Annotated in this window: 28 protein-coding genes; 19 read left to right on the forward strand and 9 right to left on the reverse strand. The window is 69.9% G+C overall.

All coding sequences use genetic code 11. The features are described from left to right. Positions 1–103: 103 nt before the first annotated feature. From ACIRPT_RS05220 to ACIRPT_RS05265, 10 genes are all read left to right on the forward strand, one after another. Positions 104–565: a gas vesicle protein gene (locus ACIRPT_RS05220; protein ID WP_403822449.1), complete on the forward strand. Its 462-nt coding sequence runs from the start codon at positions 104–106 to the stop codon at positions 563–565. A 126-nt stretch (positions 566–691) separates the two neighbouring features. Next, the gene (locus ACIRPT_RS05225) at positions 692–1,174 is read left to right on the forward strand and encodes a gas vesicle structural protein GvpA (protein WP_403822452.1); all 483 of its coding nucleotides are present in this window, start codon (positions 692–694) and stop codon (positions 1,172–1,174) included. Between the two features lie 3 nt (positions 1,175–1,177). Next, the gene (locus ACIRPT_RS05230; RefSeq protein WP_403822455.1) at positions 1,178–1,891 is read left to right on the forward strand and encodes a GvpL/GvpF family gas vesicle protein; all 714 of its coding nucleotides are present in this window, start codon (positions 1,178–1,180) and stop codon (positions 1,889–1,891) included. A 19-nt stretch (positions 1,892–1,910) separates the two neighbouring features. Beyond that, positions 1,911–2,162 (forward strand): gas vesicle protein GvpG, encoded by a 252-nt coding sequence (locus ACIRPT_RS05235; RefSeq protein ID WP_403822458.1) that lies wholly within the window; start codon positions 1,911–1,913, stop codon positions 2,160–2,162. Positions 2,163–2,232: 70 nt separating this feature from the next. After that, on the forward strand, positions 2,233–2,679 hold the full coding sequence (locus ACIRPT_RS05240; RefSeq protein ID WP_403503772.1) for a gas vesicle protein: 447 nt from the start codon (positions 2,233–2,235) through the stop codon (positions 2,677–2,679). Further along, positions 2,676–3,506 carry a GvpL/GvpF family gas vesicle protein gene (locus ACIRPT_RS05245; RefSeq protein WP_403822461.1) on the forward strand — a complete coding sequence of 277 codons (831 nt, stop codon included), beginning with the start codon at positions 2,676–2,678 and terminating at the stop codon, positions 3,504–3,506. The genes ACIRPT_RS05240 and ACIRPT_RS05245 overlap by 4 nt, the downstream gene beginning before the upstream one ends. Beyond that, positions 3,503–3,769, forward strand: a complete 267-nt coding sequence (locus ACIRPT_RS05250) for a gas vesicle protein (RefSeq protein ID WP_403822463.1) — start codon at positions 3,503–3,505, stop codon at positions 3,767–3,769. The genes ACIRPT_RS05245 and ACIRPT_RS05250 overlap by 4 nt, the downstream gene beginning before the upstream one ends. Next, positions 3,759–4,166 (forward strand): gas vesicle protein K, encoded by a 408-nt coding sequence (locus ACIRPT_RS05255; RefSeq protein WP_403822466.1) that lies wholly within the window; start codon positions 3,759–3,761, stop codon positions 4,164–4,166. The genes ACIRPT_RS05250 and ACIRPT_RS05255 overlap by 11 nt, the downstream gene beginning before the upstream one ends. A 74-nt stretch (positions 4,167–4,240) precedes the next feature. Next, positions 4,241–4,456, forward strand: coding sequence for a CsbD family protein (locus ACIRPT_RS05260; protein ID WP_403822468.1), 216 nt, complete (start codon positions 4,241–4,243; stop codon positions 4,454–4,456). Positions 4,457–4,670: 214 nt separating this feature from the next. Beyond that, a complete protein-coding gene (locus ACIRPT_RS05265) occupies positions 4,671–5,552 on the forward strand; it encodes an alpha/beta fold hydrolase (RefSeq protein WP_403822471.1) in 882 nt (293 codons plus the stop codon). A 59-nt stretch (positions 5,553–5,611) separates the two neighbouring features. On the opposite strand, the gene ACIRPT_RS05270 is transcribed toward ACIRPT_RS05265, so the two are convergent. Further along, on the reverse strand, positions 5,612–5,767 hold the full coding sequence (locus tag ACIRPT_RS05270; RefSeq protein WP_403503524.1) for a DUF6131 family protein: 156 nt from the start codon (positions 5,765–5,767) through the stop codon (positions 5,612–5,614). Between the two features lie 361 nt (positions 5,768–6,128). Here ACIRPT_RS05270 and ACIRPT_RS05275 point away from each other — a divergent pair, with 361 nt between their 5' ends. Further along, entirely contained in the window at positions 6,129–7,070 is a 942-nt protein-coding gene (locus ACIRPT_RS05275; protein ID WP_403822474.1) for a trypsin-like serine peptidase, read from the forward strand. Between the two features lie 5 nt (positions 7,071–7,075). Here the strand turns inward: ACIRPT_RS05275 and ACIRPT_RS05280 are convergent, their stop codons facing one another. The 3 genes from ACIRPT_RS05280 to ACIRPT_RS05290 are packed head-to-tail and all read right to left on the reverse strand — an operon-like array spanning position 7,076 to position 10,850. Then, the gene (locus ACIRPT_RS05280; RefSeq protein ID WP_403822477.1) at positions 7,076–9,319 is read right to left on the reverse strand and encodes a xanthine dehydrogenase family protein molybdopterin-binding subunit; all 2,244 of its coding nucleotides are present in this window, start codon (positions 9,317–9,319) and stop codon (positions 7,076–7,078) included. Then, entirely contained in the window at positions 9,316–10,311 is a 996-nt protein-coding gene (locus ACIRPT_RS05285; RefSeq protein WP_403503515.1) for an FAD binding domain-containing protein, read from the reverse strand. Before ACIRPT_RS05285 ends, ACIRPT_RS05280 begins: the two co-directional genes overlap by 4 nt. 11 nt (positions 10,312–10,322) lie before the next feature. After that, the gene (locus tag ACIRPT_RS05290; RefSeq protein ID WP_403822479.1) at positions 10,323–10,850 is read right to left on the reverse strand and encodes a (2Fe-2S)-binding protein; all 528 of its coding nucleotides are present in this window, start codon (positions 10,848–10,850) and stop codon (positions 10,323–10,325) included. Positions 10,851–11,176: 326 nt separating this feature from the next. On the opposite strand from ACIRPT_RS05290, the gene ACIRPT_RS05295 reads away from it, so the two are divergent. Next, positions 11,177–11,473 (forward strand): SHOCT domain-containing protein, encoded by a 297-nt coding sequence (locus ACIRPT_RS05295; protein WP_403822481.1) that lies wholly within the window; start codon positions 11,177–11,179, stop codon positions 11,471–11,473. A 260-nt stretch (positions 11,474–11,733) separates the two neighbouring features. Continuing rightward, on the forward strand, positions 11,734–12,390 hold the full coding sequence (locus tag ACIRPT_RS05300) for a hypothetical protein (RefSeq protein WP_403822484.1): 657 nt from the start codon (positions 11,734–11,736) through the stop codon (positions 12,388–12,390). A gap of 72 nt (positions 12,391–12,462) precedes the next feature. Here the strand turns inward: ACIRPT_RS05300 and ACIRPT_RS05305 are convergent, their stop codons facing one another. Continuing rightward, positions 12,463–12,897, reverse strand: a complete 435-nt coding sequence (locus ACIRPT_RS05305) for a VOC family protein (protein ID WP_403822486.1) — start codon at positions 12,895–12,897, stop codon at positions 12,463–12,465. 181 nt (positions 12,898–13,078) lie between these two features. Between ACIRPT_RS05305 and ACIRPT_RS05310 the strand changes: the two genes are divergently transcribed. Continuing rightward, entirely contained in the window at positions 13,079–13,552 is a 474-nt protein-coding gene (locus ACIRPT_RS05310; RefSeq protein WP_403822489.1) for a hypothetical protein, read from the forward strand. Here the strand turns inward: ACIRPT_RS05310 and ACIRPT_RS05315 are convergent. Next, the gene (locus ACIRPT_RS05315; protein ID WP_403822492.1) at positions 13,549–13,887 is read right to left on the reverse strand and encodes a hypothetical protein; all 339 of its coding nucleotides are present in this window, start codon (positions 13,885–13,887) and stop codon (positions 13,549–13,551) included. The two genes, ACIRPT_RS05310 and ACIRPT_RS05315, sit on opposite strands and share 4 nt — an antisense overlap. A 295-nt stretch (positions 13,888–14,182) precedes the next feature. On the opposite strand from ACIRPT_RS05315, the gene ACIRPT_RS05320 reads away from it, so the two are divergent. Then, the gene (locus tag ACIRPT_RS05320) at positions 14,183–14,518 is read left to right on the forward strand and encodes a putative quinol monooxygenase (protein WP_403822495.1); all 336 of its coding nucleotides are present in this window, start codon (positions 14,183–14,185) and stop codon (positions 14,516–14,518) included. 115 nt (positions 14,519–14,633) lie between these two features. Continuing rightward, a complete protein-coding gene (locus tag ACIRPT_RS05325) occupies positions 14,634–15,557 on the forward strand; it encodes an LLM class F420-dependent oxidoreductase (RefSeq protein WP_403822498.1) in 924 nt (307 codons plus the stop codon). Between the two features lie 50 nt (positions 15,558–15,607). On the opposite strand, the gene ACIRPT_RS05330 is transcribed toward ACIRPT_RS05325, so the two are convergent. Continuing rightward, positions 15,608–16,090 carry a hypothetical protein gene (locus ACIRPT_RS05330; RefSeq protein WP_403822502.1) on the reverse strand — a complete coding sequence of 161 codons (483 nt, stop codon included), beginning with the start codon at positions 16,088–16,090 and terminating at the stop codon, positions 15,608–15,610. 49 nt (positions 16,091–16,139) lie between these two features. Further along, on the reverse strand, positions 16,140–17,048 hold the full coding sequence (locus tag ACIRPT_RS05335; protein ID WP_403822505.1) for a LysR family transcriptional regulator: 909 nt from the start codon (positions 17,046–17,048) through the stop codon (positions 16,140–16,142). A gap of 198 nt (positions 17,049–17,246) precedes the next feature. On the opposite strand from ACIRPT_RS05335, the gene ACIRPT_RS05340 reads away from it, so the two are divergent. Further along, entirely contained in the window at positions 17,247–17,666 is a 420-nt protein-coding gene (locus ACIRPT_RS05340) for a 4-oxalocrotonate tautomerase family protein (protein WP_403822508.1), read from the forward strand. 24 nt (positions 17,667–17,690) lie between these two features. On the opposite strand, the gene ACIRPT_RS05345 is transcribed toward ACIRPT_RS05340, so the two are convergent. Beyond that, positions 17,691–17,978, reverse strand: a complete 288-nt coding sequence (locus ACIRPT_RS05345; protein ID WP_403822512.1) for a hypothetical protein — start codon at positions 17,976–17,978, stop codon at positions 17,691–17,693. A 210-nt stretch (positions 17,979–18,188) separates the two neighbouring features. Between ACIRPT_RS05345 and ACIRPT_RS05350 the strand changes: the two genes are divergently transcribed. Continuing rightward, a complete protein-coding gene (locus tag ACIRPT_RS05350) occupies positions 18,189–19,661 on the forward strand; it encodes an FG-GAP repeat protein (RefSeq protein ID WP_403822515.1) in 1,473 nt (490 codons plus the stop codon). Positions 19,662–21,122: 1,461 nt separating this feature from the next. Beyond that, positions 21,123–23,249 carry a bifunctional polysaccharide deacetylase/glycosyltransferase family 2 protein gene (locus tag ACIRPT_RS05355; protein ID WP_403822518.1) on the forward strand — a complete coding sequence of 709 codons (2,127 nt, stop codon included), beginning with the start codon at positions 21,123–21,125 and terminating at the stop codon, positions 23,247–23,249. The last annotated feature ends 240 nt before the right edge of the window (positions 23,250–23,489 follow it).

Consider the following 23,489-nt stretch of genomic DNA (forward strand, 5'->3'; position numbering starts at 1 on the left):
CCGAGATGACCGAAGGTGTTCACTTCTCATGCCGTATATCATGTAATGGCGCCTCTTGAAGGTGGCGCGGTCAGCATGTCGTCTCCGATGCCGGAGAGAGAACATGGCTGCAGGTGAAGAGGACGAGACAGCGCGAGTCCGGCGTCCGTCCAGCAAGAAGTCCGTCAAGAAGACCGCCCAGAAGACCGCCGAAAAAACTGGCGAGAAAACCGCCAAGAAAACCACCAGGACGACGGCCGAGAAGACCAGCGCCGTTCGATCCGGCGGCAGACAGAGCGAGAGTGGGGCGAAGGGCGTGACCCGTCGCGTTTCGGCGCCGCGGGCCATGCGGTACGCGGCCGAGCAGCTCCAGGAGTTGTTGGGGCGAGCGCCCGAGTCCGTCTCCGCGGTGAAGCCCACGGCTGACGGCTGGCAGGCGGACGTGGAAGTCCTGGAGCTGGCGCGCGTCCCCGAGACCACCAGCGTCATGGCGAGCTATCGGGTGACGCTGGACGAGGAGGGCGAACTGGTCGCGTACGAGCGCACCCGCCGCTACACCCGAGGGCAGATCGACCGACGTACCTGAGGGCTCCGGGAAGTCAGCGAAGGGAAAACAGCGGAAGGAAATCAGCGAAGCAGTGAAGCACCGTTCGCTGGGCGAACGAGACGGCCGCCCCATAGAGGCGGGGGCGAGCCGGAGAAGGGAGGCACCGTGACTGTGGTGCCGCAAGGCGGAGGAACCATCTCCAGAGGCGGCGGGGCCGGCTCCGGAAATCTCTACGACATTCTCGATCTGATTCTGGACCGCGGCCTGGTCATCGACGTCTTTGTGCGGGTGTCGTTGGTGGGCATCGAGATTCTCAAGATCGACGCCCGCATCGTGGTGGCGAGCGTCGACACCTACCTGCGCTTCGCCGAGGCCTGCAATCGCCTCGACCTGGAGTCCGGTGACAAGGCGCCCGCCACGTTGCCCGACATCGTCGGTGAGGTCACCGAGGGCGGAGCCCAGGGCAAGACGAAGGGAGCCCTGCAGGGAGCCGCCGAGACGTTGTCCGATGTCCTCAAGGGCGGACACGAGGACGAAGCGGATGAGGAGAACGAGGAGGACGAGGAGGAGCACGCGGGCCGGCACAGGGAGCACGCGGAGAAACGGGAGCGGCCGGCAAGGCGGCCGGCCCGGCGCCGGAAGGAGTGAGCCATGGCCGTGTACGTCTACTCGGTGGTCGCGGCGGGCCACCCACAGCGCCTGGACGGCGTCGACGGGGTAGGAGACCCGCCCGCCGACCTTCGTACGGTGCACAACGGGAAGCTGTCCGCGGTCGTCAGCGACGCACCGGAGGACCTGCGGCCCAAACGACGGGACCTCGCCGCGCACCAGAGCGTCCAGGAGAGGCTGATGGCCGACGGCACGGTCCTGCCGCTTCAGTTCGGCTTCGTCACCTCCGACGACGATGCCGTGAAGGCGGTGCTGGGGGAGCGCGCGGAGCTGTTCACCGAGCGATTGCGGGCGTTGGAGGGCTGCGCCGAATACCACCTCAAGGCGGCCCAGCAGGAGGAGGCGCTGCTGCGCGAGATCCTGCGGGAGTCGGACGAGGCGCGCAGGCTCAACGAAGAGATCAGGAGCGGCCGTAACAGCCCGGAGCTGCCGCTCGCCCTTGGCGAACTGGTCGCCCAGGAAGTCGAGGTACGCCACGACCAACGGGCCGCCGCGGTCGTCGACGTACTACGCGAATTCGCCCGGGACGAGCGACTGTCGCAGGCCACCGGCGACGACTTCCTGAATGTGTCCTTCCTGGTGGACCGGGACAACGAAAAGCCGTTCCTCTCCTCCGAGCAGGGGCTCGCCGACGAGCTGGGCGAGGACTTCGACCTCCGGCTCCGCGGCCCGCTGCCGCCCTACAGCTTCGTCTGAGGAGTCCAAGGAGTACGTCATGGGCCTGCTCGCACACATCGCCACCTTTCCGCTGGCGCCGGTTCGCGGCGTTTCCTGGGTCGTGGAGCGCGTGCTCGAGGCCGCGGAGCAGGAGTACTACGACCCGGCGCCGATCGAGCGGGAACTGGTCGAACTCGAGCGGGCGCTGCTGGCCGGGGAGATCAGCGAGGACACATTCGACCGGCGCGAGGACGAACTGCTGGACCGGCTGGAGGAGATCCGGGCCCATGCCCAGGGCTTCGACCCCTGACCGCGACGCCACGCATCGGCACGCCGGGAATTGAGGTGGAAGGGCCGTGACCGAACCCGTCGCCCGGAGGATGGGCGACTACCCGTCCAGGGCCGCCCCGCCATACGGCCAGGGCTCGTCGGCGAATCTCGCCGACATCCTGGAGCGCGTCCTCGACAAGGGCATCGTCATCGCCGGCGATATCCAGATCAACCTCCTCGACATCGAACTGCTCACCATCAAGCTGCGCTTGGTGATCGCTTCGGTGGACAAGGCGAAGGAAATGGGAATCGACTGGTGGGAGCGCGACCCCGCGCTGTCCTCGCGCGCCGACGGCCACCACGAGCTCGCGGAGGAGAACAAACGGCTCCGCGCCGAGATCGCCGACCTGCGCGAACGCGGCGAAGGGGAACTCCCGTCGGCCGAGGACGAGGAAAGCCGCCCCGCCGACACCCGGCGCACCGCACGCAAGGCACGCACCCCGCGTACCGAACGGACGGAGCCGAGGGCCCGCGGCAAGAGGCGGGATGAGGAATGACCGGCTCCATCACCTACGCGTACGGCGTGGCGCGGGACGCCGGCGGGCTGGCGGAGGCGCTGCCCGGACTGCGGGGAGTGGCGGACGCGCCGGTGCACCTGGTTCGCGTGGGGGACGGCGACGAGGTGGTGGTCGCCGTGAGCCCGGTGCCCGCGCAGGACTTCCAGGAGGACGCGCTGAAAGCGCACCTGGAGGACCTGGACTGGCTGGAGACGGTCGCCCGCGCGCACCACCGCGTGATCGAGGCGCTGGCCGCCCGCACCACCGTACTGCCGCTCCGCCTGGCGACGGTCTACCTCGACGACGACCGGGTACGGATCATGCTCGAGGCCCGCCGGCAGGCGTTCGCCGAGCGCCTGTCCGACCTGGCCGGGCACGAGGAGTGGGGCGTCAAGATCTACGCCGAAGCGCCCCCGCCGTCGGAGAGCCGGCCCGAATCGGGTGCGGCCACGGAGTCGGCCACGGACCCGGCGCTGAGCCCCGGACGGGCCTACCTCAGCGCGCGCAGGGCGCAGCGCCATGCGCGCGACGACACCTACCGGGACGCCGAAAAGGCCGCCGAGCGCGTCGAGGCCGCCGCGCGCGCCCACGCCGTCGACCGGGTACAGCACCGGCCGCAGCAGGGCGAACTCGCCCGCGGGCCCGGCGAAAACGTCGTCAACGACGCCTACCTCGTACCGCTGCGGCACGCGGAGAGCTTCCGCGCCGACGTCATACGGGCCGCGGAGGGGCTGCCCGGCGTACGCGTGGAGGTCACCGGCCCCTGGGCCCCGTACTCCTTCATCGCCACCACCCAAGCCGAGCCGTCGAAGAGAGCCACGCCATGAGCGCGGGAGAGCGGCCGCCGGCGGGGGAGCGGGCGCTGCCGGACCGGCAGATAGCGCTGATCGACCTGCTGGACCGACTGCTCGCCGGGGGTGTGGTCCTCACCGGCGATGTCGTCCTGTCCATCGCCGACATCGACCTCGTACGGATCTCCTTGCGTGCGCTCGTCGCCTCCATCAGCGAACAGACCCCCTCGCCGTGGTCCGGCCAGGTCACGCCCGCAGCGTCACCCCTGCCACGGGACGGCCCGGACCATGACCGCTGACGGCGACCGCCCCGCCCACCGCTTCGACGACGTCGCCGACGCCGCCGCCCGCGCCTATCGCCGCCTGCCCGCCCTGTCGCGGGAGGCCGCGCCCCCGGCATACGCGGAAGCGCGCAGCACGGCGCAGCGCATCAACACCACCCCCGACACGGTGGAGAGGGACCTCGTCAAACTCGTCCTCACCCTCGTCGAGCTCGTGCGCCAGCTCATGGAACGCCAGGCCCTCCACCGGGTCGACGCCGGAGACCTCACCGAAGAGCAGGAGGAACGCCTGGGCGCAACGCTCATGATCCTCCACGACCGCATGATCGAACTCTGCGCCCAATACGACCTTTCCCTGCAAGACCTCAACCTGGATCTCGGCCCTCTGGGGACGCTGCTGCCGCCCTCGGACTGAGCGTTTTCGCGTGAAGTGAGATAATTCAACGGAGGACGGATGGGCCGGGAGCTGCGCCCGGAAAACCGACCGAAATGCATCCCACCGGCTCGATCGAGCCGCTGAAGGAGCACGCCATGGGCATCGGGAAGAAGTCCAAGAACATCGGCGAAATCGCCGAGGGAAAAACCAAGGAAAACACCGGGAAGGCCCTCGGTAACGAAAGCCTGGAGATGAAGGGCAAGGCCGAAAAAATCATGGGCAAGGTGAAGCACGCAGTGGAACGGGCCCGGGACACCCTCAAGCACTGACCGCACCCCCCCGCTGACCGTACGACGCTGACGCCGCGTGACGTCGGCGCCGCCGCCGCGCACCGGGGCGACGGCAGCCCAACGTGGCGGCGCCCGAGGTGACCACTCCGGCGCCGCCACGAGCCCGGTGTTCGTCGCTGCCCGCACCGGAACGAAGAGCAACTCCCCCAACGGGATACCGTCTTGGCGACACAGCTGCCCTGGGGGGATTCCGGTGACCGAAGACCTGACGCGTTTCCTCGCGGCGTACGACGCCGTCCTCGCCCGCTGGCCCGTGCCCGTCGACCGGATGGACCTGACATCGGCGTACGGCACGACCCGGGTCACCGCGTGCGGCCCCGAGGACGGAGAGCCGCTGGTGCTGCTGCACGGCGGCGGCGCCACTTCGACGGTCTGGTACGCCAACGTGGCCGACCTGGCCCGTACGAGGCGCGTGTACGCCATCGACCGGATCGGCGAGGCGGGACGGAGCCTGCGCGGTGACCGCCCGATCCGGTCCGTCGACGATCTGCACGACTGGCTGGACGGCGTACTCGACGGACTGGGCCCGGGCCTGGGGAGCGCTGACCTCTGCGGACACTCGTACGGCGGCTGGATCGCCCTCACCTACGCGCTCCGCGCCCCGCAGCGCGTCCGCAGCCTCGTCCTCCTCGACCCCACCCAGTGCTTCGCCGGCTACCGGCCCGGGTACCTGCTGCGTGCCCTTCCGATGCTCCTCAGGCCCACGGCGCGGCGGGCCCACGCCTTCCTCGCCTGGGAGACCCGCGACGCGGCGGCCGACCCTGCGTGGCGGGAACTGTACGGTCTTGCCGCGGAGTTCCCGAACGCCGAAACCGTCGTGGGCAAACGCCCGCGGCCCCACCAGCTGCGCGGCGCGACCGTACCCGCCCTGGTGCTGCTCGCCGCGGACAGCCGGGCGCATGACAGCCGGCGCGTCGAGGCGGCCGCGCGCCGGTATCTGCCCCATGCCGAGACCGCCGTACTTCCCGGCCTCTCACACCACGGCATGCCCTTCCAGCACTCCGCCGCGCTCAACCGCCTGATGCTGGAGTTCCTGAATTCCCGGGAGGCGCGGGACTTCCGGGAGAAGCCCTGATACGAGGGCGCGAGGCCATTGCGTAGCCGTTCCGTACCTGCCAGTAGCGCATCAGGCAGCTACCAGTAATGCTTTCGACCGGCGACCGCATGCCCCAGCGAGCCGAGGATCCACAAGATTACCCCGACGACGACGAGCACGATTCCGATGGTCCACAAGATGGAAATGCTCGCCAGGAAGCCGATGACCAGAAGGATGATTCCGAGAACAATCACTGTGTTCTCCGTTCTCCTCATGAACGTCCCCCTTCCACTGTCGTACCGGTCCGCACCGATGACAACCGCAGCGAGCCGCGCCGAGGCGCCTTGAGCCCGACCGCGGGTGCGCGCCACGCGGCCCGCCGCACCCTGGCCGCCCGAGCAGACAGCCCGGCTCGCCGCTGTGCGCCGCGACGCACCCCGCCGAACGGCCCGTACACCCGCGGGGGTTGACGGGGAGGCGGCCCCGGCGGGCGGTCCGCCGAGGCAATCCGGCGCGGCCCCCTCGCCACACGCCCCCCGCGCGTACGACCATGTCCACGCGTCTCGCACCCGTCCCGTTCCCGCCGTACGCCGTGCCCGCGAAAGGACCCCGTCCATGCGCAGACCCTTTGCCGTACGCGCCCTCGCCGCCCTGCTGTTCGCCACCCCGCTGGTCGGCCTGCCGCTCCTCGCCCTGCCCGGACCGCTCGCGCACGCCGCGGGCGGCCCCGGGCGCCCGGCCGCCTCGGACGACACCTACTGGACCCCGCAGCGGATGCGGGCCGCCCGCCCGGCCTCCGTCAGCCGGAGCCTGTCGGCCCCGCGCCCGGCCGCCGACCCCGCTCCGCCGAGCCACCCCTTCGACGGCATCCCCCAAGTAGGGACGTTCTTCTGGACGGACGGCAGCAACACCGGCCGGTTCTGCGGCGGAACGGTGGTCCGCAGCCCACACCGCGACCTCGTGGTCACCGCCGCGCACTGCCTCCGGTCCCCGAACCCGAAGCGCCATCTGTCGTTCGTGCCCCAGTACCACGACGGAATCAAGCCGTACGGGATCTTCCCCGTCGACCACATCTACATCGACCAGCGGTACTACGACCTCGGCACGGACGCGGGCGCCCGCTGGGACTACGCGGTCGTACGCCTCGCCGCGCGCGAGGACGGGACCGAGGCCGAGGAGGCGACCGGCGGCTTCGACCTTCTTCCCTACCCGGGCTACCGGCACCGCGAGGTGCGGCTCATCGGCTACCCCGGCAACAGCGACACCACCCACCCCAAGCCGCTGGACTGTGCCTCCTCCACGCACCGGTACACCAGCACCGATCCGGCGGCCCCGGGCACCTTCCTGGAGATCGCCTGCGCCGGATACATCGGCGGCACCTCCGGCGGACCCTTCCTGATAAGGGACTTCGCCGGCTACGCCCTCATCGGAGTGATCGGCGGCTACCACACGGGCGGCGACTTCCCCGACGTCTCCTACAGCTCGTACTTCACACGCGACACCCTCGCCCTCTATCTGCACGCCGTCCTCGGCGACACCCCCGCCGCACCGCGCTGAGCCGCTCAGAGCAGATCTTCAATGGCGATGGGCAGCTTACGGATCCGGCGTCCCGTGGCGTGATGGATGGCGTTGGCGATGGCCGCGGCGGCGCCGACCTGGCCGACCTCTCCCACGCCCTTGACGCCGAGCGGATTCACCACGTCGTCCGCCACCTCGATGAGTTCGACCGCCACCTCAGGTGCGTCGGCATTGACCGGCACGAGGTAGTCGCCCAGGCTCGAAGCCACCCAACGACCGCGCCGCGGATCCATGTGGTTGGCCTCCAGGAGGGCCTGGCCCAGCCCCCACAGCATCCCGCCCATCAGCTGGCTGCGGGCCGTCTTGGAGTTGAGGACCCGGCCGGGGGCGAAGGCGCCGACCATACGGCGGACCCGGGCGAGACCGAGGTCGGGATCGACGGCCACTTCGGCGAACTGAGCGCCGAACGTCATCATCCCGAAGCGGTTGCTCTGCGGCGAAGGGGACCAGGAGCCGGCCGCCTCGACGTCGGGGAGGAAGTTGCGGTGGAGCAGATCGCCGTAGCTCTCCCCGGTTTCGGGGGCGTCGCGCAGCATCATGCGGCCGTCCCGCACGGTGATGGCCCCGGGATCGGCGCCGTGCAGCGGCGACTGGCTGTCCGCGACGGCCTGTGCCACCAGCTGGTCGCGCAGATTGGTTGCCGCGGTGTGCACGGCCGCGCTGATCATGCCGGACCCCGAGGAGCCGACCGCGGCGGCGATGGTCGGCAGCGTGGTGTCACCACCCTCGAAGCGGCAACGCGCGAAGGGGAGGCCGAGCGCATCGGCGGCCACCTGCGTCATCACGGTCGCCACCCCGGTGCCGAAGTCGGGCGTGGCGGCCTGGACCACGGCGGTGCCGTCGGCGTACAGGCGGGCCCGCGCGCGTTGCGGATTGTTCGGGCCGTAGACGGGATAGCCGGAAGCCGCCATGCCGTAGCCGATCAGCCAGTTGCCGTCGCGGTGGGACCGGGGCTCGGGATTGCGCCGATGCCAGCCGAAACGCTCGGCGCCGCGCGCGTAGCACTCCTCGATCCCGTTGCTGGACCAGGGACGGCCGGTGCTGGGGTCGGTGTCGGTGCGGTTGCGCAGGCGGAGCTCCAGCGGATCGATGCCGAGCCGGTGGGCCAGGTCGTCCATCGTGCATTCGAGGGCGAACATGCCGGACGCCTCGCCGGGCGCCCGCATGAAGGTGGGCGTCATGGTGTTGGCGCGGATCAGCCGGTAGACGCCTTCGTAGTCGGCGCAGGCGTAGATCTGGGAGGCGACACCGAGGGACGGCTCGGCCCAGTCGTCGAAGTGCGAGGTGGGCGAGAGCTTGTGGTGCCGCAGCGCGGTGAGGCGGCCTTCCTTGTCCGCGCCCAGCGCGATGCGCTGTTCCTGTTCCTCCCGGTGGCCGACGGAGGTGAACATCTGCTCCCGGGTGAGGGTGAGTTTGACGGGCCGTCCGACCTCGCGGGCGGCGAGTGCGGCCAGCGCCGGGTGCGCCCAGATCATGGCCTTGCAGCCGAAGCTGCCGCCGACGTAGTGGGAGACGACGCGCACCTTCGAGGGGGTCAGGCCGAGCAGCGCCGCGACGGTCAGCTGGGTGGCCGCCACCCCCTGCGTGGCGTCGTAGAGGGTGAGCTGGTCATCGTCCCAGGCCGCGGTGGTGGCCGAGGGCTCGATGGGGTTGTGGTTGTTGGCCGCGAACGTATAGGTGGCATCGATCCGTACGTCGGCGCGTGCCAGCCCGGCTTCGACATCGCCTCGCTCGGTCCGGCCGGGGACGAACCCCGCAAAGATCGCCTCGGGCTCGTAGGCCGCGTCGCGCCCCTGGTCGAGGGTGGTGACCGAGGGCGTCTCCTGGTAGGCGATACGGATCAGCGCGGCCGCGTGCTGGGCGCGCTCCAGGGTGTCGGCGACCACGAGGGCGACGGGCTGGCCCGTGTAGTGCACGACGTCGTCCTGGAGGGGGAAGAAGGTCTGTCCCGGCGCGGGCATCCCCGCGAGCGAGGGAATCAGCGGGGGCTGTGCGGCGGCCTTGGGCAGGTTCTCGTGGGTGAGGACGGCGAGCACCCCGCCGGCCTCCCACGCCTCGTCCGTGTCGATGTGGGTGATCCGGCCGCTGGGTACACGGGCGCCGACCAGGACGGCATAGGACACGTTGCCGAGGAAGACGTCCGAGGAGTAGTGCGCGCCGCCGGTGACCTTGTGGCGGCCGTCGACCCGGTCGAGGGGCTGTCCGATCGCGATGGTCGTCGTGGTCATGACTGGCTCTCCCGGTGGGTGAGGGTCTCCAGAGCCCGGACCAGGGTCCGCTGGGCCAGCTCGGCCTTGAAGGCGTTGAGCGGCGTGGTGCGGGCGGGGACGAGCTCCTCGCGCGCGGCCCACCGGAAGGTCTCGGCGTCGGCGGGTGCCCCGCGCAGCATCTCCTCCGCGCGGCGCGCTCGCCAGGGCTTGGTCGCCACCCCGCCCAGGGCCAGCCGTACGTCGCTGATGACGCCGTCCTCCACGGTCACCGCGGCGGCCGCGGAAGCCAGGGCGAACTCGTACGATTCGCGGTCGCGGACCTTCAGATAGAGGGAGGTGCGGGCCGTGGCCAGGCCCGGGACCTCGATGCCCACCACCAGCTCACCGTGCTCCAGCGGGTGCTCCAGATGCGGGGTGTCGCCGGGCAGCAGAAAGAAGTCGTCGATCGGGTAAACCTGCCGGCCGTGCGGGCCTTCCGTATGAATGCGGGCGTCCAGCGCCATCAGCGGTACGGCGACGTCCGACGGATGGGTGGCGATGCAGTGATCGCTGACGCCGAGGACGGCGTGGCCGCGGTGGAAGCCCTCCAGGGCGCTGCATCCGCTGCCCGGATCGCGCTTGTTGCACGGTGACGTCGCATCGCGGAAGTAGGCGCAGCGCACCCGCTGCATCATGTTGCCCCCCATGCTGGCCATGTGGCGGAGCTGCGCGGAGGCACCGAGGACGAGCGCCTGGGCGACCATGGGGTACCGCTCCCGTACGGCCGGTGCCTCGGCCACCTCGCTCATACGGGCCAGGGCGCCGATGTACAGGCCGCCGTCGGGCCGGTCCTCGATCTGGCCCAGGGGCAGCTCGTTGATGTCCACGAGCCGGCGCGGCAGCAGGACGTTCTGCCGCAGCAGGTCGATCTCGGTGGTGCCCCCGGCCAGGAAGTCGCTGGTGGGGTCGGCGGCGACGGTGGCGACCGCGTCGGCCACGGCACCGGCGCGGGAGTAACTGATGGGCCGCACGGCAGGCCTCCTCAGGCTTGGTCGCGGACCGCGCGGATGGCGGCCCGGATGTGGGGGTAGGCGGCGCAGCGGCAGATGTTGCCGCTCATCCACTCCCGGATCTCGGCGTCGTCCGAGGCATGGCCCTCGTTGAGCAGGCCCACCGCGGACATGATCTGGCCCGGGGTGCAGTAGCCGCACTGGAAGGCGTCCTGCTCGATGAAGGCGCTCTGCATCGCGTGCAGCTCGTCCCCCTCCGCCAGACCCTCGATGGTGGTCACCTCGTGCCCCTCACAGGCGATCGCCAACGTGAGGCAGGCCAGCACCCGCCGCCCATCGACCCACACCGTGCAGGCACCACATGTGCCCTGGTCACAGCCCTTCTTCGCACCCGTCAGATCCAGGCGCTCACGCAATGCATCCAGGAGGCTGACCCGCGGCTCGATCTCACACGTACGCTCGGCGCCATTGACCGACAGGGTGATCTTCACCGGGTCGGGGCCGCGCTCCGGGAGAACGGCGGCTGCGGGGGCCCGGGACGGGATGTCTGGGGCGGACACGGGATACCTCCTTCGGCCGGATATTTCATCCTGTTTCATCTGCCGACGGGCCGCGACCCGTGCCGGCTCGCCACGACCCGAAACGACCCACGCCGGCTTGGGGCGACGTACGGCGACCCGCGACGACCTGCAATGACAGGCGACAACCCGCGACCATTGTGAAGACCGGCGAACGGGACCCGGCAGAGGTGACCCCGGCGGATCGCCGACCCCCGCTCGCGCCCCGTCCGTCACCCGCCGCGACGCCGACCGGGGAGCGAGAATGGAGAGGAGATCACCTGCGAGCACCCGGCCCGCACCTCGCCTGAGCTGGGAAGTGAAGCGCGATGCTGTTCTGGTACGACCGCGGCGCAGGTGGCTGGAGCTGGTTTGCGATGTCGGTCGGCATGGTCCTGTTCTGGGCACTGGTCGTCACGGCCGGCGTACTGCTCTACCGCGCCCTCGCCCGTACGGCACCGCCCGGCGGCGAACACGCCGGCTGGCGCGGCGAGCGCCCGCCCGGCGTCCCCACCCCCGAACGGATCCTCGCCGAGCGCTACGCACGCGGTGAGATCGAGGACGAGGAGTACCGACGGCGCCTGGCAACCCTCCGCTCATCCGACGGCGGGCAGGAGAAAACCTGACCCGTGGGAGTTCTTGCCATCCTCGCGGAGCGGGGCGCGCAGCTGTGGCATGCGCATCACAGAGGACCCGCTACGCTGCACCACCTGGGCAGCGCCGGGAAGCCTCCCGGCAGCCGCGGAAACAGGACCTGGAAACTCGACATGCTCGCTGTTCATGGGCATTGTCCGGTGAGCTGACGGCCTGCCGTACGACCCACTTCCGCACAGTGCGAGGTGGGTCCTTCCGCGAACGACACCGTGACGACCAGCCGGAGGACGGCATGACGATTCACCGACCGGGCCTGCCGGGGGACTTGCCGCGGCCGGAGGTGCTCTGGGCGCGGTGGGCGCTGGTTGCCGTACTGCAAGCGACCACCGCGGCGGAGCGGAGCCGGGGGAGCCGCACGGGCTGCTGGATCGACGACGAGGGGCTCCACCTCGACGACTGCGGTTGCACGCGGTGGACGCTGGCGAGGATGGACGGCGGCCGGTTCGTGCTCTACGGCGAGGACGAGTCGAGCGACGTCAAGTGGCACCAGCCGCCGATCGACATGCTGGCGGGCGCCCCGGACTGGCTCCCGTACGAGACGCTGCACGACCTGCTCGAAGGCTACGAACTGGGCTGCATCTACTGGTACGAGAACGGGTCCTGGGCCCGCGCCCCCTACCCCGACGGCCTGGACGACGACGGCCTCGACTGCGGCATGAGCCGCTTCGTCGACAAGGGTGAGGCCCTGGGCCTGCTGGACGGCAACGACTACGGCGCGGCCGCCGGCCACAGCGCCGAGATCCTCCTGGACGCGGCCGAACGGTACCGGCTGACGCCCGAGCTGCTGGCGTCCGTGGTCACCAACTCCCGCGATGAGCACTGGGATCTGCCGGCCATGACCAGGGCGCTTCGCGGCGTGGGGCCGGCGGGCGGGGGCGTTCCCGTCTGAAGGGAAGCCCAGGGAGACGGCTCCCCGCCTTGCCGCCTCGCCGTCTCGTCGTCTCGCCGTCTCGGAGGAGGCTCAGTCGAGACAGAACTCGTTGCCCTCGATGTCCTGCATATTGATGCACGACTCGTTTTCCTCATCGGCAACGAGTGTTTGCAAGTGGACCGCGCCGAGCGCGACCAGTCGTGCGCATTCGGCCTCAAGCGCGGCCAGGCGCTCGTCACCCGCGAGCCCGGTACCCGCCCGCACGTCAAGGTGCACCCGATTCTTGGCGACCTTCCCTTCGGGAACGCGCTGAAAGTACAGTCGCGGGCCCACACCTGAGGGATCACTGCATGCGAACCACGAGTCCTGCTCCTCAGAAGGCAGGGAGCGGTTGAATTCGTCCCAAGTGGCGAACCCCTCCGGTGGCGGCGGTGCGACGTACCCCAGCACCTCGCACCAAAAGCGAGCGACGCGCTCAGGTTCAGCGCAGTCAAAGGTGACTTGGAACTTCTTGATCGATGACATCGGCGCACCATAGCAGGGGACTCTGTTGCTCATCTCGCGGTGTGGGTACGCCTGTTGCCGGGAAACCGTGTTGTTTCCACACACATCAATATGAGCCCTCGGTGGATGCCGATCCCACTTCCCGCCGGTTCTCTTGCGGTGGCAGGATGCCTGATCACGGACGAGCACAAGGGGAGACCCCATGAACGATCAAGGCGCCCCTGGCTGGGCAGAAGGCTTCAGCATCTTCGCTGTCGACGCCGAATGGCCGGAATCACGGCAGGTCACGGGTCATGGCTACAACCGAGCCACCGGCGACAGCCATGCGTACTTGTGGTTCGGCTCTCCGTACTTCGACCCCCAGGTCGAGCACGTCACGGTCTTCAGCGGCTCCTCCGGCAATGCAGAGGCCGGCGAGGCCCTGGAGCGGGCTTTCGAGATCTACCACCACCCCGGCGAGGAACCCCCGGCCGGCCTGCCGGCCTCCGAATCCGTCACCATCACCACAGCCGGGAAGCCCGCGACGTTCGAACTCTGGCGCAACAGCAGCAACCGTTCCTGGGTCGCGCGGGGATGCGTCGAGACCACTGAAGTGGTCCTGTCCGGCGCCGAGATCGAACCCAGCGAGCTCAGCCTGGTCCGCGTGAGCGACCTGACCTCGTTCTCGAACCTTTAACTGGAGGCCTCCGCCTCTCGGCGCTGCTTGCGGTAGAGCGCGATGGCCTGGTCGGGCGGGAAGTTGGGGACGGTCGTGATGTTGCCGGTGTCCTTCGCCACCACGAAGCTGCTGCCGCCCGGCGGCGCGGGGACCGGTTGGCCGTTCTCGTCGACGGGCTGGGCGAACGTCGCGTACACCAGATAACCCAGGTCGAATTCCTGGACGTGCATGGGCGCGAGGGTCCCGTCGAAGGAGCGAGGCCGGCTGTATTTCCCGCGTACCGACTCCAATGCCTCTTCGGGGTTCGTGGGAACGCCCTGGGCATCTGTTGGGGAGAATTTCTCCGAAGCCATGAGAACTCCTTCGTCTTACGCCAATGCGTAGGCAGCTATGCAGCTATTCAGGCAGGCAGGAAAGCAGGAAGCCGGCGTTGACCGTACTCCAGCCCGGAGGTCGGCCGTGGCCGGTTCAGGGGGCGCTCGATATTTGAGGGATCCGCCATGAGTGGTCGTGGCGCATCCGCTGCGCCGCCGGGTGGGCCTGGACGGGTAGCCTCGGTCGTACCGGCTCGCCGCATGGCCCGTCATGCATGCCGTCGCGCCGACCAGGCACAACACCCATCCCCGCATTCTTGGAAAGACCGCTGTCATGATCTTCATCACCGTGAAATTCACCGTCCGCCCCGAGCGCAGCGACGACTGGCTCGACCTCGTTGACGGTTTCACCCAGGCCACCCGCCGCGAGCCCGGCAACCTGTTCTTCGAGTGGTCCCGCAGCGTCGACGACCCGCACCAGTTCGTGCTCGTCGAGGCGTTCCGTGACGGCGAAGCGGGCAAGGAGCATGTGGAGTCCGAGCACTTCAAGGCCGCGATGGAGGCCATGTCGTACGCGGTGGCCGACCAGCCGAAGATCGTCAGCACCGAGATTCCCGGTATGGACGGCTGGGGGCTGATGGGCGAGGTCACGCCCCGCGATCCGGAATAGGGCTTTCCTGGACGCCGCCGGTGCCACCCTTCCCGTCAGGTCCGTCAGGTCCGTCGATTCGCCAGTTCCTCGAGTTGTCGGAATAGACGGCCAACCGCCCTCGGTTCAAGCTGACATGACTGTGGGAGTAGCGCTCAACGCGACCGATGCCGGTAATCAGATCGACGCCTCCGTGCGGCTCGCCGCGGAGGCGGCGGCCGCGGGGCTGCGGTCCGCGTGGTTCGGACAGACCTTCGGTGCCGACTCGCCTCAGCTCGCGGCGATCGTCGGGCGCGAAGTACCGGACATACAGGTGGGCACGTCCGCGATTCCCGTCTTCGGACGCCACCCGTTGCTCGTCTCCAGCCAGGCCCTGACCGCCCAGGCGGCCACCCACGGCCGCTATCACCTCGGACTCGCCCTCGGCACCAAGCTCCTGACCGAGGCGGGCTTCGGCATACCGTTCGAGCGGCCCATCGCGCGGCTGCGGGAATTCCTGACGGCGCTCCGCCGGCTGACCGAGACCGGCGCGGCCGACTTCCATGGCGAGCTGCTCACCGCGACGACGCCGATCCCCGCGCGCGTCCCGGGTGCCGAGGCCGGCGTGCCCCTGCTCGTCGCCGCGATGGGGCCGCAGGCGCTGCGGGCCAGCGGTGAGCTGGCGGACGGGATTCTGCCCTACCTCGCCGGGCCCCGCGCCCTGGCCGAACACATCGTTCCGGCCGTCACCGCGGCGGCGGAGGCGGCCGGACGTCCCGCGCCCCGGATCGTCGCTCTCGTACACGGTGTGGTGACCGACGACGTCGACTCGGTGCGCGAGACGGTCACCGAACAGCTCGCGTTTTACGAGCAGATACCGTCCTACGCGCGCGTCATCGAACTCTCCGGCGGTAAGCGAGCCGCCGATGTGGCCGTGATCGGCGACGAGCGGGCGGTCGCCGAAGAGGTGCGGCGCTACCGGGACGCCGGTGCAACGGAGGTCGTGTTCTCAGGGACGGAGGTCGCCGGGGACGCCGACCGGCGCCGCACCTGGGCCCTCCTGGGGGAGCTGGCGGGCTGACCCCGCCGGGCCACACCGACGGGGAGGCACGGGCTTGCCGTGGCTCCCCGTCACTCATGCGCCCGATCGCCATTGGTCCAGGCGTAGACGTGGTTGCCGTTGACCGCGACCCGGAACTGGTACTCCTCGGAGCAATCCGGCCGCCCGGCGCCCTCGCCCACGTTCTGCGGCCACCAGCTCGCGTCGAGCGCCGGGCCGTCGTTGAACGCGCCGTCGGTGCAGCTCTTCCCGTTCAGTTTCAGCGGGGTGGCGGCGAGGGTGAACCGGATCAGCTTGGCGTTGCCGTCGGTCTGGACCTTCTCCGTCACGTCCGTGGCGTCCTTGGGGACCCAGCCGGGGAGGATGAAGAGCAGCTCGCCGTCGCCGGACTTCGGGGCGCTGCTCGCGGTCGCGAAGGTCTTGATGCGCTCATGGAGGACGTGGTCGTTGAACGCGTCCGGAAGGTTGTCGTTGTGGCTCTTCAGCACCGGCACGGCGACGGCACAGACCGCCGCGCAAGCGGCAACTATGAGCAGCAGCTTCTTCTTCGTCATACCGGCATTGTCCGGGACCCAGGAGGCGGCGGAGCGGGCGGGCCCGGCGTCACACGGCGCCGATCGCGCCCGTCGGCAGCTGCGCCACGGAATCCACGAGGGCACGTACCGCTGGTGACCAAGGGCGTTCCCGCGGGCCGCACAGCACGAGGCGCCTGCTGTGGTGCGGGGTGATCCGCACCAGGACGAGGTCGTCCGGGACCAGCGGGCGGGAGACCTCCGGCAGGATCGAGATACCGAGGCCGGCCTGGACCATGCTGATGAGCGTTCCGAGGTCCCGTACGCGATGAGCGGGGGTGTAATCCTCCCCCGCCAGTCGGTGGATGGTGCGGATGTGCCGCTCGCAGCCGTTCGGGGAGAGGACCAGCGGGTCGTCCGCCAGGTCGGCGACGTGGACGGTTTCCTCGCCCGCCAAGGGGTGGTCCTGCGGGAGCAGGGCGAGGAAGGGGTCGGTCACCAGCAGCGCGCCACTGCCGGCATGAGGTTCCGCCTCGTCGGAGGCCGGGGGAGGGTCGACCACGATGGCCGCGTCCGCCGCCGCGCTCGCGAGCCAGGCCGCGGTCTCCTCGCTGCTGCCTTCGAAGACGCGGATACGGATGGCCGGCAGACGCTCGGACCAGTCGCGCAGCAGCGAGGGCAGCAGGCCCTGGCAGACCGTGGGCGTGGCGGCGAGGCGCACCGTGCCGCCCGTCGTCGCACCGTGCCGGTCCGCCGCGTCGAAGATCGCGTCCGCCGCGGCGAGGGCCGAGCGGGCGTGCGGCAGGATCACCTCACCAAGTGCGGTGGTGCGTACGGGAGTTGAGCGGACGACCAGCGGGGCGGCGAGGGTGCGCTCCAGCGAGGCGACGGCGTGCGAGACCGCCGACTGGCTCAGGCCCAGTTCCGTCGCGGCCGTACCGAAGCCGCCCGCGTCGACGACCGCGACGAGCGCGCGCAATTGCGGCAGGTTCAGCGCCACGATGCCTCCTCGCCCCAGTGTGGTGAGGCCCCTTATGAACCGCTGACGAGCCCGCTGATGAGACTCCTCATGGGACTCCTCATGAGGCCCTCCGATGAGGCCCCCTCATGGGCCCATCGACGATCTGTGTTGGACTCATCTTGCCTGATCGGAAAGGGTGATGAGCATCCACTCCCCCTCCTGGAAAGGCGTCGCCCCATGCCGTTCATCCGCGTCACCGTCTCCGACCCGGACCTGTCTCCCGCCCGTCGGCAGGCGCTCGCCGAAGGCCTGACGGACCTGGCCGTCTCGGCGCTCGGGAAGTCCGCCGCCCGCACGACGGTCCATGTGAACCCGGTTCCGGCCGAGCACTTCTTCATCGCCGGCCGCCCGGTCCTGGACGCCACCGGCGCGCATGTGGAGGTGAGCATCACCGCGGGCACCAACAGTGCCGACGAGAGGGCGCGGTTCATCTCCGGGGCCTACGCACTGCTGCGGGAGACACTGGGCGTGCTGCCGCCGGTCGCCGGAGTCGCACTGTACGAACTCCACCCGGAAAGCTACGGCTACAACGGTGTCACGCAGCTCGACCACTACCGCAGCGCACCGCAGACGGCCAAGGCCGAGGCCGTCGGATGAACCGAGACCGGGTGGCGGCGGCTCCTAGCGCCGTCGGCAGATCAGACAGCCCCCGACGCCCAGTCCCCCGGCGACCGCCAGCATGACGGCTCCGGTGATGGTGGCCGGTCCGGGCGGGGCGTCGCGATCCAGCTCGCTCCCGTAGGCGACCTGCAGCGTCACGCTGGAAGTCCGGGGCAGGCGTGGCGGCGGCTTGTACGGGGGTGGCGCGATGTCCCGCAGCAGCAGCGTCGCCCCGGCCGTCGCGAGCAGCAGGACGGTGCAGGTAACGGCCAGTCTGGCGCGCCACGGGCGCCGTAACCGGATCAGCATGCGCCGACCCTATCCCGCCCGGCCGGACGCGGCGCCGCCACCTCCCCATCACCGCGACTTCACGAATTCGCTACAACCATCGCGCTCTCCTGAGGGTCTCCTGTTCGCCAACTACCGTCCGGGCAAAGGGAGAAGGCCTGCCCGGACGCAGTATTCCGCACCTCATTCGGCCTTGGATGCCCGCATCCCACAGGCAGCAGGAGAGCACGCATGCCCAAGTACCTCCGTACGACCCTGGCCACCGCGACAGCCACCGTGCTGGCGGCCGGGCTGCTGACGGCCGCCACCGGATTCGCCTCGGCCGCGGACAGCGCCGCGGCGGCCGGCAACGGCCGGCAGGGAGACTTCAACGGCGATGGATACCGCGACCTTGTCGTCGCCGCGCCCGTCGCCACCGTCGACGGCAAGAAGGGCGCCGGCGCCGTCACCGTGCTCTACGGTTCGCCGCGGGGCGTGGACGCCGCACGACGGACCACGCTGAGCCAGAACTCCCCGGGGGTCCCGGGCGCGGCCGAGGCCGGCGACCTCTTCGGCGCCGCCCTCGCCGTCGGCGACTTCGACTCCGACGGCTTCGCCGATCTCGCCGTGTCGGCCCCGAACGAAGACGTCTCCGGTGACGTCGATGGCGGAACGGTACAGATCCTCTGGGGCGCGGCGGGTGGCCTCTCCGGGAAGGGCAGCGCCACGCTCGCCGATCCCGCGCCGTCGCAGCACGACCTCCTCGGCTCGGCGCTGGCCGCGGGCGACTTCGACCGCGACGGCACGGCGGACCTGGCGGTCGGCGCTTCCTCCTCGACGCTGCACGTCTTCAAGGGAGGTTTCAGCCGCGCAGGGAAATCGGCGGCGCGCTCGGCCATCGCTCTGCCCGTCCTCGGGGAGGGCAACGGCATCCTCCAGCTGACGTCGGGCGAGGTCACCGACCAGGGTTACGCCGACCTCGTCGTCAGCGCGTACGACAAGACCGCCCCGCACCCCAGCGTCAATTACTACCTGCCCGGCACGGATACCGGCCTGTCGGGCGCCCGCGCCATGCGGCTGCCCGGCGGCTACATCACGGCCATCGGCGACGTCAACGGCGACGGTTTCGGCGATCTGGTCACCGGCATGCACTTCGACGATCGGGTCCCGGGCGCCACCAAGGGCGGCAAGGTCAACGTCATCCACGGCTCGGCGAGCGGCCCGCGGGTGGACCTCATCGACACCATCACCCAGGAGTCCGGCGCGGTGCCGGGCAGTTCCGAGAAGGGGGACAAGTTCGGCTACGAGGTCTCCCTGGGCGACATCAACGGCGACGGCATGCAGGATCTGGCCATCGGCGTCGCGTCCGAGAGCATTGACGGGGTGCGCGAGGCGGGCGCGGTGACCGTGCTGCGCGGGTCGCCGTCCGGTATCGACACCACGCACAACGTCCAGTACTTCCACCAGAACTCTCCGGGCGTCCCGGGCAGCGACGAGGAGCGGGACCTGTTCGGGGGCGAGGTGTTCTTCTCGGACCTCAACGGCGACAAGAAGGCCGATCTGACGGTCGGAGCCAATTACGAGGACGGCGGCGACGGCGCGATCGTCACGCTCCCCTCGGACGGCTCCCGCCTGACCACCACCGGCTCCCGCTTCGTCGCGGCCTCCGCGGCCGGCATCTCGACCGCGGGCGCACCGCAGTTCGGCAGCATCATCGCCGGCTGACATTCGGCCAGGGAGCGCGCGTGGTGGGTGCCGCGTCCATGCGGTGGGCGCGGCACCCGGTTGCGCGGGTCACGGTGCTGCCACCGCTGCTCGAGCGGGCCCGTTCAGCCACTCGTTCCGTTGCCGGCGAGATTGTGGTGAGGCAGGAGAGTGGCGGGGGACTGAGAAATCGTGGGGAATTCCGCGTCGTGGGGTTGCTCGGCGGCCGCCCGCCCTTTGCCGTGCAACTCCCCGAGGGGCCGGAAAAACCCCAGCGGGTGGGGCCCCGGCCGCCGGCCTCCCTTTCCCGCGAACCAGCCGCGAAAGCCCCGTCATCGAGCGCCGGGTGGCCTCTGACCAGCGCCCCTTCGCGCGCTCCGGGCGAGAGCGTTCTCGCCGATGACGCCTGAGTCGCCTTACCGGAATCATTCCACGCACACTCCGCCGAGCTCTCTCTGACGCTGCGTCAGTATGGGCGGTTTCTCTGGTTGGCCTGGCTGAGGCGGAGTTATCCGGAAAGGCTGTCGGAAACCGGGAAAGCGGCGGTACAAGTGGTCGGAAAGCGAGGGGGAATGAATGCCGACCAAGATCGAACAAGGCCGAGCAAGGTCGAGCAAAGCAGAGCGTTCCTGGCGCCCTCGCGTCATAGGGGAGGAATCGTCCACCGTGCTCACGGAGGGGAGTTGCGCCGGGAGTGCGTCCTGCGAACCTCGACGGCAGACGTGAGTTACTTCACAGTACGCATCGGTCGGCGGGAGGACCGTAAAGGTCTTGCGGGGGGTCTGAAGAGGGCCTCCAGAGGCCTCGGAGAGGGGCCGGACGGGGCCGGCGGAGGGTCGGCGCAGGCCACTGAGCCGCGTGAATAGATATGTTGGCGAGTGAGAGTGCAATTGCGGGGGTAGGAGTTCGGCCCTCGTTCCGCTCCCTTTGTCCTCGTCATCGCATGGCGAAGCCAGCGGCAAGATCTTTCCTATTCTCTCTTGCGGGTCTCTGGTTACACTCACGCTCCATGCGAACCGCTTCCCCCCACAGCAGTCGCCCCGGTAAGCAACGGAATCGTCCCGTATTTGTCGATGCCTCAGGCAGGCGTCGACGGTTCATGGGACACGCAGCGTTGACCGTAGGGTGCATATGCACCGGATATCTCGTGCTCCTGGCCGTCGTGTTCGGCGGCCTCCTGCAACCGGCCGGAAATCCGGCGCCCGGAAAGGCCGATCCGCTCCCGGAGCACACCGCACACCATGAGCCCGGCGCCCCGAACGGCGCCCGCCAGCCGGCGCGTTCCGGTGTCCCCGGACCGGCCGTCCCCCTTGACCATCACCGGTCCCGGGCCCACGCCGACACCGCCCCTGCCCCGTGAGACATGCCGAACCGGTGGGCTCCACCCGCTGGGTGTGAAGCCTTTCCGGTACCGCCCCGAGGCGTGTTCGCCCGCGCTCGCCGCCATGGCGTGCCTGCGCGGGCGCGCGCCTCGCACGTGGCATGTCTCCTCGACAGAAAGGGCCCATTGTGGCGTTGTCAGGGCAGGGGCGGCACGCGCTCAGCCGCCCCCCACGCTGGCACTGGTTATTGCTGCTGCTGATCCTCCCCATCGTCGCTACGTCGTTGCTCTTCGAGGGCTGGACCACGCACGAGGTCGACGGCGCCCGGACCAGACGTGCGTGTACGAGCCCCATACCGAAGTCCGCGGACAACGGAGACCCGGTGCTACGCGTCACCAGCGGCACCGCCGAGACCGCACAGATGCCGTACCGGACCGCCGCGCTCACCTTCGACGGAGGGCCGGACCCGGTGTGGACGCCGCGGCTGCTCGACCTGCTGCGTGACCACCATGCGCAGGCGACCTTCTTCCTCTACGGAACCCAGGCGGCCCGCCATCCCGACCTGGTGCGGCGCATCCGCGACGGGGGCCATGAGATCGGCTCCTACACCTACACCGGCGGCGATTTGGGCAGCGCCTCCGCCGTCCGCTCCCAACTGGAACTCTCGCTCACGCAAACCGCCCTGGCAGGGGCGGCGGACATCAACAGCCGATTGCTGCGACTGCCGCACACCACCACCGCCGACACGATGTGCGGTGCCGAATGGACCGCCGCACGGCGCGCCTCCGACCAGGGGTACCTGCTCGTCGCCGCCACCCACCATTCCCGTAAGCCCCCGCAGGGCGTGGTGCGGCAGTACAGCCAGACCGCCCTGGGGTACCAGGAAGCGAGCAAGCTGCTGGCCGACCCGGACGTGGGACGGTTCACCACCGTCACCGGCGGACTCGGGCGGCCCTCGCTCACCACGCCCGCGTCCTTGCCCGAGCGGGCCCAGGGCGAGGCGCTGATCTGGACGCAGTCCCTCGGGCACCGCTTCGCGCGCTCGATGACCTGGGCACTGGGGATCGCGGGCGGGCTGGGAGTTCTCCGGCTGGTGCTGCTCGCCTTCCTCGCCCGCGTCCATGTGCGACGACGGCACAGACACCGTTCCGGCACGGCCCGGCTGGGCGAGGTGACCGAGCCGGTGACGGTGCTGGTTCCCGCGTACAACGAAGCGGCCGGCATCGAGGCCACGGTGCGCTCACTCCTGGCTTCCACGCACCGGGAGCTGCAGATCATCGTCATCGATGACGGATCCACGGACCGGACCGCGGAGCTCGCCCGCGGAATCGCCGACCCGCGGGTGACCGTGGTGCAGCAGCCCAACTCCGGTAAGCCCGGGGCGCTCGGCACGGGCTTGCGCTACGCGCGTTGCGAGATCATCGTCATGATCGACGCGGATACGGTCTTCGAGCCGGACGCCCTCCACCGGCTCATCCAGCCGCTGGCCGACCCGACGATCGGCGCGGTCAGCGGCAACACCAAGGTGGGCAACAGGCGCCGGCTGCTGGGCAGATGGCAACACCTGGAGTACGTCCTCGGGTTCAACCTGGACCGGCGGATGTTCGAGGTGCTCGAGTGCATGCCGACGGTCCCCGGTGCCATCGGGGCCTTCCGCCGGGACGCGCTGACGGCCATCGGCGGGATCAGTGACGACACCCTCGCCGAGGACACCGATCTCACCATGGCGCTGTGGCGGGTCGGCCGCCGCGTGGTCTACGAGGAGACGGCCATAGCCTGGACCGAAGTCCCCGACACCTTCGGCCAGTTGTGGCGCCAGCGCTACCGCTGGTGCTACGGAACGCTCCAGTCGATGTGGAAGCACCGGCACGCCGTGGTGGAATTCGGCCCGGCCGGGCGCTTCGGCCGCCGGGGACTCACCTACCTCGCCCTGTTCCAGATCGTCATGCCGCTGTTCGCACCGGTCGTCGACGTCTTCGCCCTGTACGGGGTGTGCTTCGGCGACACGGCGCAAGCCGTCGGGGTGTGGCTCGGCTTCCTCGCCGTACAGCTCGTCACCGCCGGGTACGCGCTGCGGCTGGACCGCGAAAAGCTCCGGGCGCTGTGGGCGCTGCCGCTCCAGCTGTTCTTCTACCGGCAGCTGCTGTATCTCGTGGTCATCCAGTCGGTGGTCACCGCCCTGCTCGGCACCCGGCTGAAGTGGCACCGCATGCGCCGCTCCGGCAGCGCCGCGCAGTACCTGCTCCAGGAGCCCGTCCCGTACCCGAGCAGCCTGACGCCGAAATGAGCGACCGAGCAACGGGCCACGCGCCCACCCGAGTGATCCGCCAAGTGACCGAGGAGAGCGAGCGCATGAGCAACCCGCCGGCAACGGGGGAGGGGCGGGGGGGGGGGGCCCCCCGGCCCCCCCCCCCCCCCCCCCCCCCCCCCCCCCGCCCCGCCCCCCCCCCCCCCCCCCCCCCCAAAAAAAAAAAAAAAAAAAAAAAAAACACAAAAAAAAAAAAAAAAGATACGGGATCAGGGTGTA

The organism is Streptomyces sp. NPDC101227, from assembly GCF_044767545.1.
In the GTDB taxonomy this organism is placed as follows: Bacteria; Actinomycetota; Actinomycetes; order Streptomycetales; family Streptomycetaceae; genus Streptomyces.